The following is a 12661-nucleotide window of genomic DNA, read 5'->3' as shown; positions in this document are numbered from 1 at the left end:
CACGTCGTTGTGCGCAACCTCGCCGGTCTGTGGTGGTTCACCGCGGCCGGCCGTGACGATACTGCTGGTCAGGGCACGATCGGAGCCGGCCGCGGCGTATGGGGGGCTGGTCAGCCCAGGCGCTCCACCAGGGCGCGGTACTCGTCCCACAGTTCCTTGGGCGTGTGGTCGCCGAAGGTGTTGAGGTGCTCGGGGACCAGGGCGGCCTCCTCGCGCCAGACCTCCTTGTCGACCGTGAGCAGGAAGTCCAGGTCGGACTCCGACAGGTTCAGGCCGTCGGTGTCCAGGGACCCCTTGGCCGGCAGGATGCCGATGGGGGTCTCGACGCCCTCCGCGCGGCCGTCGAGACGGTCGACGATCCACTTCAGGACGCGGCTGTTCTCCCCGAAGCCGGGCCAGACGAACTTGCCCTCGTCGTTCTTGCGGAACCAGTTGACGTAGTAGATCTTCGGGAGCTTCGCCTTGTCCTTGTCCTTGGCGACGTCGACCCAGTGACCCATGTAGTCGCCCATGTTGTAGCCGCAGAACGGCAGCATGGCGAAGGGGTCGCGGCGCAGCTCGCCGACCTTGCCCTCGGCGGCGGCGGTCTTCTCGGAGGCGACGTTCGCGCCGAGGAACACGCCGTGGTTCCAGTCGAAGGACTCCGTCACCAGGGGCACCGCGGTGGCGCGGCGGCCGCCGAAGAGGATCGCCGAGATCGGCACGCCCCGGGGGTCCTCCCACTCGGGCGCGATGATCGGGCACTGGGCCGCGGGGACGGTGAAGCGGGCGTTGGGGTGGGCGGCGGGCACGCCGGACTCGGGCGTCCAGTCGTTGCCCTTCCAGTCGGTGAGGTGGGCCGGGGTCTCCTCCGTCATGCCCTCCCACCAGATGTCGCCGTCGTCGGTGAGGGCGACGTTGGTGAAGACGGAGTTGCCCCACAGCGTCTTCATCGCGTTGGCGTTGGTGTGCTCGCCGGTGCCGGGCGCGACGCCGAAGAAGCCGGCCTCGGGGTTGATCGCGTAGAGGCGGCCGTCCTCGCCGAAGCGCATCCAGGCGATGTCGTCGCCGATCGTCTCCACGGTCCAGCCGGAGACGGTGGGCTCCAGCATGGCGAGGTTCGTCTTGCCGCAGGCGCTCGGGAAGGCGGCGGCGACGTACTTGGACTCGCCCTGCGGCGGGGTCAGCTTGAGGATCAGCATGTGCTCGGCGAGCCAGCCCTCGTCACGGGCCATGACGGAGGCGATGCGCAGGGCGTAGCACTTCTTGCCGAGCAGCGCGTTGCCGCCGTAGCCGGAGCCGTAGGACCAGATCTCGCGGGTCTCGGGGAAGTGGGAGATGTACTTGGTGCTGTTGCACGGCCACGGGACGTCCGCCTCGCCCTCCGCGAGGGGGGCGCCGAGGGTGTGCACGGCCTTCACGAAGAAGCCGTCGGACCCCAGCTCGTCCAGGACGGGCTGTCCCATCCGGGTCATCGTGCGCATGGACACCGCGACGTAGGCGGAGTCGGTGATCTCGACGCCGATCGCGGACAGGTCCGAGCCGAGGGGGCCCATGCAGAACGGGACGACGTACATCGTCCGGCCCTTCATCGAACCGCGGAATATGCCCTTCTCGCCCTGGAATATCTCCCGCATCTCCGCGGGGGCCTTCCAGTGGTTGGTCGGGCCTGCGTCCGCCTCGTCCTCGGAGCAGATGTAGGTCCGGTCCTCGACCCGGGCGACATCGGTCGGGTCGGATGCGGCGTAGTAGGAGTTGGGGCGCTTGATCGGGTCGAGCTTGCGGAAGGTGCCCTTGGCTACCAGCTCCTCGGACAGCCTGTCGTACTCGGCCTCGGATCCGTCACACCAGACCACGTTGTCCGGCTGCGTCAGTTCGGCGATCTCGTTGACCCACGAGATCAGTTCCTGATGGTTGGTGGGGATGACGGGAGCCGCAATGTCGCGCGCCACGATTGCTCCTAAAAAGAGGGGATTTTTTGTTGGAGGCCCCGTGGGGGCTGCGACCCGGATGCTGCACAGCGGAGCGCTCTCCGCTCATCCGGTGCCGACCGCACTCATTTGATCCTCCGATGCGTCCGCCCATATGTCCAGAGGGCGTCACAGGTGAGCGGAGTGACCATCGCCACGTGTAGCCGGGCATCTTTGCGTCCACATGGCGTTCGACTGAAGGACTTTTTGCGTTGCCCGATTCACCGTGAGATCATGAATACTCGGACGTCGTACTGACACGTAACTTACGGTTCCGTAGGTACCATGCCCTCCATGACTGCGCCCGTCCCCGACGCGTCGACGGACACGTCGGCCGCCACCCCCGGCACCGCCCCTTCGCATCCGGTCAAGCCGAAACTGCGCGGCTGGCTGCATCTGGGCATGTTCCCGGCCGCACTGGTCTCGGGACTGGTACTCACCGCCCTCGCCGACTCCCCGCGCGGCCGCATCGCCTGCGGGATCTACGCGCTGACGGCGTGCCTGCTGTTCGGCGTGAGCGCGCTGTACCACCGGGGCGACTGGAGCCCGAGAATGGACGGCGTCCTGCGCCGTCTCGACCACGCGAACATCTTCCTGATCATCGCGGGCACCTACACACCGCTCACCATGCTGCTGCTGCCGGAGGCCAAGGGGCAGTGGCTGCTGTGGGGCGTGTGGGGCGCGGCGGCCGCGGGCATCGCCTTCCGTGTCTTCTGGGTCGGCGCCCCGCGCTGGCTCTACACGCCCTGCTACATAGCGATGGGCTGGGCGGCCGTCTTCTTCCTGCCCGACTTCATGCGCACGGGCGGCATCGCGGTCCTCGTCCTGGTGATCGTCGGCGGCCTGCTCTACAGCGCGGGCGGGGTGATCTACGGGATCAAGCGGCCCAACCCTTCACCGCGCTGGTTCGGCTTCCACGAGGTGTTCCACTCCTTCACCCTGGCCGCCTTCATCGTCCACTACGTCGGGATCTCCCTGGTGGCGTACCAGCACGCGTAACACTCCCCCTCTTTTATGGCCACGGCTCACGAGCCGTGGCCATTTTTCGTTGCCCGAGCTCTGCCGAGAGCAGACTTCACTTGACAGTGAGCATCTTTTGAAAGCTACTCTCATTTCATGGTTACTGTCACGCAAGGCGACGACGTACGGCGCGACCCCCATCGCTGGTGGGCCCTGGGCGCCCTGGTCGCGAGCATGCTGGTGCTCGGCTTCGACATGACGATCCTCAATGTGGCGCTGCCGACGATGGCGGACCAGCTCGGCGCCACCACCGGCCAGCTCCAGTGGATGGCGGACGCGTACATCGTCGTCTTCGCCGCGCTGATGCTCCCCGCCGGACTGCTCGGCGACCGGTTCGGGCGGCGCCGGATGCTGATCACCGGGCTGGTGATCTTCCTGGCCGGCTCCCTGGTCGGCACCCTGGCCGGCGAGGTGGACTGGGTGATCGCCGCCCGCGCCCTGATGGGTGTCGGCGCGGCGCTCGTGATGCCGCTCGCCCTGTCCGTGCTGCCCTCGCTGTTCGGACCGGACGAGCGCACCCGGGCCGTCGGGATCATCTCGGCCGCCTCGGCGCTCGGCCTGCCCCTCGGCCCGATCATCGGGGGCTTCCTGCTCAACCACTTCTGGTGGGGCTCGGTCTTCCTCGTCAACGTCCCGATGGTCGCCATCGGCGTCACGGCCTGCCTGTTCCTGCTGCCCGAGACCCGCGACCCGGCCTCACCGAAGGTCGACGTCGTCTCCACCGCGCTCACCGCGTCCGGCCTCGCCGCCCTCATCTACGCGATCATCGAGGCGCCCGGCCGCGGCTGGGGCGACGCACTGGTCCTGTCCTGCTTCGCGGGGGCCGCGGTCCTGCTCACCGGCCTGGTCCTGCGCGAGCGGCGGACCGAGCGCCCCATGCTCGACATGAGCCTGCTCGCCCACCGCGGCTTCCTGCTCAACACGGCCGCGGCGACCCTGGTGATGTTCGCCCTGTCCGGCCTGATGTTCGTCCTGCCGCCCTACCTCCAGGCCGTGCTCGGCAACGACGCCCTGGGCACCGGGGTGCGGCTGCTGCCGATGATGGGCGGTCTGATGATCGCCGCGCGGGCCGCCCAGCCGGTGGTGGCGCGGTTCGGGGCCCGGGCCGTGGTCAGCGTGGGCCTGGTCGTCCTCGCCTTCGCCGCGCTGCTCGGCAGCCGCACCACGACCGACTCCGGTTACGGCTTCACCGCGCTGTGGCTGTCGGTCGCGGGCCTCGGCTTCGGCTTCTCGGTCGTCCCGGCGATGGACGGCGCCCTGGCCGCGCTCCCCCGCGACCGGGCCGGCAGCGGTTCCGGGCTGCTGATGACGCTGCGCCAGGTGGGCGGCGCGGTCGGCATCGCCCTGCTCGGCAGCCTGCTCGCCGGCGCCTTCCGCGACCGGCTCGACGTCACCGGGCTGCCGCCGCGGGCCGCCGACGCCGCCGGGGACTCGGTGGTGGCCGCGCACCTCGTCGCCGAGCGGGCAGGGTCGGCCCACCTGGCGGCCTCCGCGGACAGCGCCTACGTCCACGGCATGGGCCTGGTGCTGCTGGTGTGCGCGATCGCCTCGCTGGCCGCCGCCCTGCCGGCCGCGGCCTTCCTGCCGAGCGCGCGGCCCGCCCGGGACGAGGCGGGCGACGAGAGCCCGGCCGTGGTCACGCTCGCGGGTGATGCCCGACAATGAACCCCATGACGGCCGCACATCGCACCACCCCCGCCGACCGCCCCCAGCTGGGACTGAGGGAGCGGAAGAAGATCAAGACCCGGGAGGCGATCCGTACCGCCACCTACGGACTGATCGAGGAGCAGGGGTACGACGCCACGACGATCGACCAGATCGCCGAGCGCGCCGAGGTGTCGCCGTCGACCGTCTTCCGCTACTTCCCCACCAAGGAGGACATCGTCCTCACGGACGAGTACGACGCGTTCCTCATGGACGAGCTGCGCGCCCGGCCCGCCGACGAGCCGTGGCCGCAGTCCATCCGCTATGTGGTGCAGCGGGCCCTCAGTCTCGGCGCGAAGGACGACATCGAGGTGTCCCGGCTGCGCAGCAGGCTGACGGTCGAGGTCCCCGCGGTGCGCTCGCGCATGATGGAGAGCATGTCGGTCACCGGCCGCATGCTCTGCCAGGCCATCGGCGAGCGCACCGGCCTGGATCCGGAGAGCATCGAGGTGCGGGTCTACGCCATGTCCCTGGTCGGCGGTCTGATGGAGGCGTCCCTGTACTGGGCCGAGCGGGGGCACACGGACGACTTCCCGGAACTCATCGACCGCACCCTGAACGTCCTGCAACACGGCCTCCCGCAGCGGAACTCCTGAGACCGCGCACCGGCCTCCGTGTCATCCTGACCAGGTGAACCGACCCGAGATCCACGTCGAAGTCGCCCCCGAACTCACCCTGTTCGTCCCGCACGCCCGACGCCACGGCGCCACCGCCCTGGCCACCGACGGCGTCTCGACCCTCGGCCATGTCGTCGAGTCCCTCGGTGTCCCGCTCACCGAGGTCGGCTCGCTCGTCGTGGACGGCCGCCAGGTGCCGGTCTCGCACATCCCGGCCGCGGGCGAGTCGGTGACCGTCCGCGCGGTCGAACGCCCCCAGCGGATCCCCGGCGCCCCCTTGCGCTTCCTCCTCGACGTCCACCTCGGCACCCTCGCCCGCCGGCTGCGCCTGCTCGGCGTGGACACGGCGTACGAGTCGACCGACATCGGCGACCCGGCGCTCGCCGCCCGCTCGGCCGCCGAACAGCGGGTGATGCTCAGCCGCGACCGCGGGCTGCTGCGCCGCCGTGAACTGTGGGCGGGCGCGTTCGTCTACAGCACCAGCCCCGACGACCAGCTCCGGGACGTCCTCGACCGCTTCGCCCCCGAGCTGCGCCCCTGGACGCGTTGCACGGCCTGCAACGGCCTGCTGAAGGAGGCCACCAAGGACGAGGTCGCCGATCAGCTCAAGCACGGCACGCAGGCGTCGTACGACGTGTTCGCGCAGTGCCGGGAGTGCGGGCGCGCCTACTGGAAGGGCGCGCACCACGAACAGCTGGAGGCCATCGTGGAGCGCGCCCTGGCGGAGTTCGCGGGCGAGCGCTAGCTCGTCACCCGCCGCTCTGCACCCGCTATTTCTTCACGTCACCCTTCCCGCAGGCGACCCCGTCCCGGTCGCGGTCCAGGGCCAGCGGGTCGTCCTTGCCGTTGACCTTCAGCCGGCCGTAGTGGTTCGTCTTCAGCCAGGCACAGCGCGCGGCGGCCGTCTTCTTCACCTGCGCCGGGAAGACGGTCGGCACACACACGTTGATCGTTCCGTAGTGCCGGTCGCAGCCGGAGACGGTCGGGCTGACCTGCTGCGAGGTGCGCTTCTTGCCGGGCTCGGTGACCGTGCCGGTCAGCGAGTCGGCGAAGGCGTGCACGTGCGGGGAGGCTTCGGTGGCGCTCAGCGCCGCCGGGCCCTGGAGGTGGACCCACTTCGCCACCGACGGCACCCCGTTGGCGTCCACCGCGAAGAGCATGTACCAGCCGGGCGGCGCCAGGTTGGGGTTGCTCGTCACGTTCAGGTCGACGTTGTTGCCGCTGACGGACAACGGCAGGTCCACGAACCGCTGGTTGGGGTCGGAGGAGTGGGTGACGGCGGCGGGACGGATCAGTTCGGCCTTGGCGACCGGCCGGTCGACCGTGATCCGCTGGGTGTCGCCGTAGGTCCACTCGGTGTCGATGACCGAAGTGATCGTCGGCCGGGCGCCCTTGAGCAGATAGGGCGGGGTGTAGATCGACACGTTGTGGTTCCAGGTGCCGTTGCCCGGGTTGTCGCCGGTCGACATCACCCGCCCGTCGGGCAGCAGGAACGACGAGGAGTGGTAGCCGCGGGCCTGGGGGTCGGCGGCCACCGGGTCGAAGGTGTTGGTCGCCGGGTCGTACAGCGACGACTCGAAGACCGGGTTGGCGCGGTTGTGCAGCGCCCCACCCGTCTCCAGCACATGGCCGTCCGGCAGCAGCACCGCGGAGACGTACATCTTGCCCTGGTTGCCGGTCTCGGCCACCGGGCCGTTGCCGAGGTCCACCGTGCCCTGCGGCAGCGGCGGCCCGGCCACGTAGGCGGGGCTGGCCGCCTTGAGGTCGATGACGTCGGTCAGCCGGTTGCCGTCCGGGTTGGAGTCGATGTTGCCGCCGCCGAGGGTGAGGACCTTCTGGTCCTGGGCCGGGGGCAGCAGCACGCTCGCCGACTGGTCGCGCTGGTCCTTGTTCTGGAGGCCGGGGATCTGGGTGATCGTGTTGGCGTTGTAGTCGTAGATCGCCGAGCCGGTGCCGGGGATGTTGTTGCCGAAGACATGGCTGCCCGAGTAGAAGAGGCGGCCGTCCTGCATCAGGATCATCGACGGGTACAGACCCCAGTACGACCAGGTCTGGTTGACCTGCCACAGCGGCAGCCACTTCTGCTGCGCGTTCGACCACAGCTCGGCGGTCACCGAGCCGGTGGAGTCCTCGCGCAGACCGCCGAAGGAGATCACGTCACCGTTGCCGAGCTCAGTCGCCGACGGGTACCAGTGGCCGTCGTTGAGGTCGTTGGTCTTGCTGTAGGTCTCGGTGACGGGGTCGAAGATGTACGAGTCCTTGAAGCCCTCGTAGCCGTGGCCGCCCGCCACCGGGAACGCCTTGTTGCCGCTCATCACCAGCACCCGGCCGTCCTGGAGCTGGATGTGCCCGGCGCAGAACATGTCCTTCGGGGTGGGGATGACCTTGTAGCTGCCGTCGGCCGGGTTGTAGACCGCCGAGGTGAAGGTGCCCGCGTTGAACTGCTCCTCGCTGTTGCCGGAACCCGCGATCAGCAGCACCTTGCCGTTGTTGAGGACGACGGAGTGCATGGAGCGGACCGGGTTCTGCGTGGGCAGCACCGTCCACCTGCCGTTGGCGCACTCGTCGGCGGTGCCGGTGCAGGTGGCGGGCGGTGCGACGTCGGGGACCTGCTCCATCGTGTAGTCGTCGGTGGTCGCCGAGCCGGTGCCGTAGACGGAGACACCCCAGGTGATGCGGTCGGTGCCGGCCGGCACCTCGGGGGTGCGGACCGAGGCCTGGGTCCAGTTGCCCTGCATCTCCAGTGTCTTGAGGTCGGTCCAGTACTGCCAGCCCGCGACGGTGTCGTGCCGGAAGAGGGTGACGGCCGCGTCCGGTGTGGTCGTCTTGTACCAGAGCGAGAGGTCGTACTGCTTGCCCGGCGAGACCGCCGGGGCGCAGGCGGTGGACTCCGTGACCAGCGCCTTGCGGTCGCCGTCGACCCGGCGGGTCAGGGTGACCTTCATGGCCTTGGAGCCGGAGTGGGCGTCGGTGGTGGTGGCGAAGGTGAAGTCGTTGTCGCCCCAGCCCGACTTCTCCCAGCAGTACGGCATGCCGTCGGTGCCGGCCGTCTCGAAGCCGGGGTTCAGGATCAGGTTGGCGGCGGAGGCGGGCTGGGGCGAGGCGAGCAGGAGCCCGGCCGTCAGGGCCCCCACCCCGACGAACGCGGTCCTTCTTCGGCTCCCGCCCCTGCGGTTCACACGGCTGACTCGGTTCACACGGCTCTCCTTGCTGTGCGGCTCCCGGCGGGGGCGTCGGTGCGTCCCCGGCGGGGCAGGTAGACCAGCGCTTCGGTACCGACGAAGCGCAAGACGAACGTCGTCACCAGCGCCAGGGCGGTGGCGGACAGCGCCCCCATCCCGAACCGGTCGACGAACAGGGCGATCAGCGGAATGCGCAGCACGAGGTCGGCGTTGGCCAGCAGTGCGAACCGGCCGACGCGGTCCCACCAGCGCCGGTGCAGGCGCCGGTCGCGGAACAGCAGATGCTCGATGAGCAGGAAGTTCCAGGCGACGCCGAACTGGTTGGCGAGGATCTCCGCGGGGACGTAGTGCATCCCCGCTGCGGTCAGCGCGCCCAGGCCGAGCAGGTTGGGGACGAAACCGGTGGCGCCGATCAGCCCGAAGCCGATCATGCGCGCCACCGGCGAGGCGGTGCGCAGGCCGGCCAGATGGCGCAGGAAGCGCAGGCCCTCCTGCGCGCTCGACTTGGACTCGCCCGCGAACCGGTCCTGGAAGACGAAGGGCACCTCGGTGACCTGGCGGGGGCGGCTGCGCACGGCGAGTTCGAGGAGGATCTTGTAGCCGAGCGGCTTGAGGTCGTCGGCGGTGACCGCGCTGCGGCGGATGGCGAAGAAGCCGCTCATGGGGTCGCTGATGCCGTGCAGCTTGCGCGGGAACAGCGACTTGGTCAGCCAGGTCGCCCCGCGCGAGACGGCCACCCGGTAGCTGCCCGCGAGCCCGGCGCGGCTGCCGCCCTTGATGTAGCGGGAGGCGACGACGAGACCGGCGTGCGCCCGCTCGCCGGTGGCGACCAGCTCCGGTACCAGGGACGGCGGATGCTGGCAGTCGCCGTCCATGACGACGATCCAGTCCGACCCGGCGGCCCTGAGCCCCTCGACGACCGCCCCGCCGAGGCCGCCGACCGGCTCGTCCCGGTGCAGCACGGTCACCGGGAACGGGCAGTCCTCGGCCGCCGCGCGGATGACCTCGGGGGTGTCGTCGGTGGAGTCGTCCACGAAGACGACCTCGCAGGGCAGCCGGGCGGGCACCGACTCGGTGATCAGCTGCAGCAGCCGGCGGACGTTGGCGGACTCGTTGAACGTCGGTACGACGATGGTGACGGCGCCGGGCTCCGGCACCTCCGCGGCCTTTACGGCCGGGTCGCCCAGCTCGCCCGGGACGGTGTGCTCGTGGCTCATCGTGTGCCTCCGGAGACGGTCTCGATCCGGCGGATCTCGATGCGGTCCTCGCCGGTGCCGAAGGTGGCGACCGGCGTCGAGTGCCGCAGGGCGTCCTGGACGGCGGGCAGATCGGCGGCGTCGCGCCGCACGGTCGGCGAGGCCACCACGTAGTCGAGGTCCCGCCAGCCGTGCGGCATGGTCTTGGTCACCGCGGGGTCGAGGTCGGCCTTGTAGAACCAGATCACGCCCAGTCCGGGCCGGTACCCGGCGTGCACCAGGTCCAGCCAGAGCGCGTCGTCGACCAGGACCCGGGTGTCGGCCGGGTCGGCCACCTCGGTGCTCAGCCACCGGGACGCGGCCCGGTAGGGGGCGTTGGCGTCCGCGGTGACGGCGGTGCTGTCGCCGTCGTACCACTGCGGTACGACATAAGCGCCGGCGGCGAGCGCCAGGACCGCGGCGAGGGCGTAGCGGCCGCCGGTGACGTACCGGTTCTCGCCCTCGCCGCGCCGTCGGCGCAGCACGGCGTGGGCGACCGACGCGGTGGCGCCGGCCAGCACCAGGGCGAGGAACGGCAGGGCCCCGATGACGTACATCGCGGGCAGGTAGCCGCTGGGGCGCATCGCGACCAGGGTGAGGACGGCGACCGCGAGGGCCGGTCCGGCCAGCGCGCGGGCGGTGACCGACCAGCGCCAGGTGGCCAGCAGCAGGACCGCGCCGGCCAGGCCGCCCAGGGGCAGCACCCGGTCGTAGTACAGCCACGAGTGCAGCACACCGTAGGAGCCGCTGCCCGGGTCCAGGACGAAGCCCGAACCGGGCCTGGACATCTGGTACTTGATCCCGTCCCAGAGCGAGACATGCCCGCCGCCGGGGAGCAACTCGCCCTTGAGCAGGGCGAAGAGGGGGTAGGAGAAGCCGATCAGGACGCAGGCGGTGACGGCGCCGGTGAGCGCGAACTTGCGGGTGTCGCGGTGTCCGTGGCGCCACATGGTGACGACCACGGCGGGCAGGACGACGAGCATCGTCTCCTTGGTGAGCACGGCCGCGGCGGCCGCGATCCCCGCGCCGAAGTGGTGCCACAGATGCCGGCTCGGGGAGGCGGCGAGACAGAACGCCAGCAGCGTCCACATCACGGCGAGGTTGTCGAGGAAGATCTCGCGCTGGAGGACGACGGACAGCGGGGAGAGCCCGAACAGGGCCATGCCGAGCCCGGCGGCCCAGCGCGGCAGGGAGAGCCGCCGGGCGAGGACGTAGACCAGTACGGCGCTGACCGCGCCGACGGCCAGCATCACCAGCCGCATCGTGCCGACGGTCATCGAGCCGGGGCTGACCAGGGACGGGATCCAGGTGAGCAGGGCGATCTGGAACCAGCCGAGGGGCGGGTGGTCGTACCAGTACGTGTAGTGGGCCAGGCCCCTGCCCTCCTGGACGGCCCAGGCCTGGGCGAGGTAGGTGCCCTCGTCGTCGCTGAGGGTCGGGTAGTCGGCGATGTTCCAGCCCTGGACGACGAGGATCGCCACGAGGAGCACACCGCACAGCAGGAGGTCGGGACGGGACGACCGCAGCCGCTTGGGCGGCTCCGTGCGGCCGGTCGGAGGGGTCGTGGGCGCAGGCCTGCGTTGCGCGGGGACCTTGGCTGCGGTCACCGCGGGAAGGGTGGAGGTCACGCGGGGACGTCCTCTCGGATCACTTCGGATGCGGTGAGATGCGCGCCGACATGAGTGGTCAGCTCCCAGTCGTTGCGGCCGCGGTGCTCGCGCCAGACGGCGCGCATGGCGGCCCCGGCGAGGAGGACCTGGTAGAAGGGCCCGCCCACGATGAGCTTCAGGTAGTGGACGAGGCGGACGCGCAGGCCGTACTGCCTGCCGAAGTCGTGCAGTCCGACGACCTCGAAGACGAAGGTGACCAGTGCCGTGACGGCCGGGAGGAAGGTGACGAAGGCGATCCCGACGGGCACGTCGAGGAAGAGCGCGATGGCCACGTTGAGCGGGATGATGACACCGGAGAAGGCCTGGAGGAACGGTGTCATGAGGGTGTAGCGGGCCAGCAGCCGCTGCCCGAAGCCCGGGAGCTGCTTCCAGTCCTTCTTCCGGTAGACCTGGAGGAAGCCCTGGTTCCAGCGGGTGCGCTGCTTCAGCAGCGACATCAGCGTGCCCGGGGTCTCCTCCCGGGTCACCATCGCGGAGTCGTAGGCGACGACGACCTTCTTGCCGACGCTGGACAGCCGCACCCCCAGGTCGCAGTCCTCGGCGAGGCACTCGGGGTCCCAGCCGTCGGCCTCGCGCAGCACGTCGGTGCGCACGAAGACGGTGTTGCCGCCGAGCGGGATGAACCCCTTCTGCGCGTGCAGGTGCAGCCGGGAGCGGAACCAGAAGAAGTACTCCAGGCAGTTGCGCAGGCTGTACCAGCTGGAGTGGAAGTTGATCAGCTGCACCCCGCCCTGGACGACGTCCGCGCCGGTGCTGCGGAACGCGTGGTCGACATGGGCGAGCAGCTCCGGGTGGACCTGGTCCTCGGCGTCGAAGACCCCCACGACATCGCCGCGGCAGTGCGGCAGCGCCGTGTTCATGGCCTTGGGCTTGTTCTTCTTCTCGTGGGTGTCGACGACCACCCGGACCCGTGGGTCGCGGCGCGCCGCCTGCTCGGCGACGGCCGTGGTCTCCGGGTCGTCGTGCCCGACGATGACGATGATCTCGAAGTCGGTGTGGGTCGATTCCAGCAGTCGCTGGATGGTGTGGTCCAGCACGGCCTGTTCGTGCCGGGCCGGCAGCAGCAGCGAGAAGGAGAGGTGCTCGCCCCCGTCCGGTCTGCTGAAGCGGGTGGACGCGAGCACTTCGGGCGTACGCCACGCGTGCATCTGCCACCAGAGCGTGAAGGCCGCCATCCAGAACAATGCCAGTGAAATGGCAGCGATGAAGACAGACGTCAGCAACAGATCCCCCCGGATCCCCTTAGCCCCCTGTCGCGACGGGGAGTCACCTCCGTCGCGGTAC

Annotated in this window: 9 protein-coding genes; 4 read left to right on the top strand and 5 right to left on the bottom strand. The window is 70.2% G+C overall.

Annotated elements, in window-relative coordinates; all coding sequences use genetic code 11:
• Positions 1-110: 110 nt before the first annotated feature.
• The gene (locus ACZ7OY_RS25465; RefSeq protein ID WP_471913508.1) at positions 111-1931 is read right to left on the bottom strand and encodes a phosphoenolpyruvate carboxykinase (GTP); all 1821 of its coding nucleotides are present in this window, start codon (positions 1929-1931) and stop codon (positions 111-113) included.
• A 312-nt stretch (positions 1932-2243) separates the two neighbouring features.
• On the opposite strand from ACZ7OY_RS25465, the gene trhA reads away from it, so the two are divergent.
• From trhA to ACZ7OY_RS25445, 4 genes are all read left to right on the top strand, one after another.
• Positions 2244-2948 (top strand): PAQR family membrane homeostasis protein TrhA, encoded by a 705-nt coding sequence (trhA, locus tag ACZ7OY_RS25460; protein ID WP_471913507.1) that lies wholly within the window; start codon positions 2244-2246, stop codon positions 2946-2948.
• A gap of 117 nt (positions 2949-3065) precedes the next feature.
• Entirely contained in the window at positions 3066-4634 is a 1569-nt protein-coding gene (locus tag ACZ7OY_RS25455; RefSeq protein ID WP_471913506.1) for an MFS transporter, read from the top strand.
• 5 nt (positions 4635-4639) lie between these two features.
• Complete coding sequence (locus ACZ7OY_RS25450) at positions 4640-5269, top strand: TetR/AcrR family transcriptional regulator (protein ID WP_471913505.1); 630 nt, start codon at positions 4640-4642, stop codon at positions 5267-5269.
• Between the two features lie 34 nt (positions 5270-5303).
• Positions 5304-6035, top strand: coding sequence for a Mut7-C RNAse domain-containing protein (locus tag ACZ7OY_RS25445; protein ID WP_351612947.1), 732 nt, complete (start codon positions 5304-5306; stop codon positions 6033-6035).
• Between the two features lie 25 nt (positions 6036-6060).
• On the opposite strand, the gene ACZ7OY_RS25440 is transcribed toward ACZ7OY_RS25445, so the two are convergent.
• The 4 genes from ACZ7OY_RS25440 to ACZ7OY_RS25425 are packed head-to-tail and all read right to left on the bottom strand — an operon-like array spanning position 6061 to position 12600.
• Complete coding sequence (locus ACZ7OY_RS25440; protein ID WP_471913504.1) at positions 6061-8487, bottom strand: galactose oxidase-like domain-containing protein; 2427 nt, start codon at positions 8485-8487, stop codon at positions 6061-6063.
• A complete protein-coding gene (locus ACZ7OY_RS25435) occupies positions 8484-9689 on the bottom strand; it encodes a glycosyltransferase (RefSeq protein ID WP_471913503.1) in 1206 nt (401 codons plus the stop codon). Before ACZ7OY_RS25435 ends, ACZ7OY_RS25440 begins: the two co-directional genes overlap by 4 nt.
• Positions 9686-11335 carry a phospholipid carrier-dependent glycosyltransferase gene (locus ACZ7OY_RS25430; RefSeq protein WP_471913502.1) on the bottom strand — a complete coding sequence of 550 codons (1650 nt, stop codon included), beginning with the start codon at positions 11333-11335 and terminating at the stop codon, positions 9686-9688. The genes ACZ7OY_RS25435 and ACZ7OY_RS25430 overlap by 4 nt, the downstream gene beginning before the upstream one ends.
• Complete coding sequence (locus tag ACZ7OY_RS25425) at positions 11332-12600, bottom strand: glycosyltransferase (RefSeq protein WP_471913501.1); 1269 nt, start codon at positions 12598-12600, stop codon at positions 11332-11334. The genes ACZ7OY_RS25430 and ACZ7OY_RS25425 overlap by 4 nt, the downstream gene beginning before the upstream one ends.
• Positions 12601-12661 lie beyond the last annotated feature (61 nt).

Source organism: Streptomyces sp. NPDC107559 (assembly GCF_055657365.1).
This window is presented reverse-complemented; position numbering and strand designations above follow the sequence as displayed.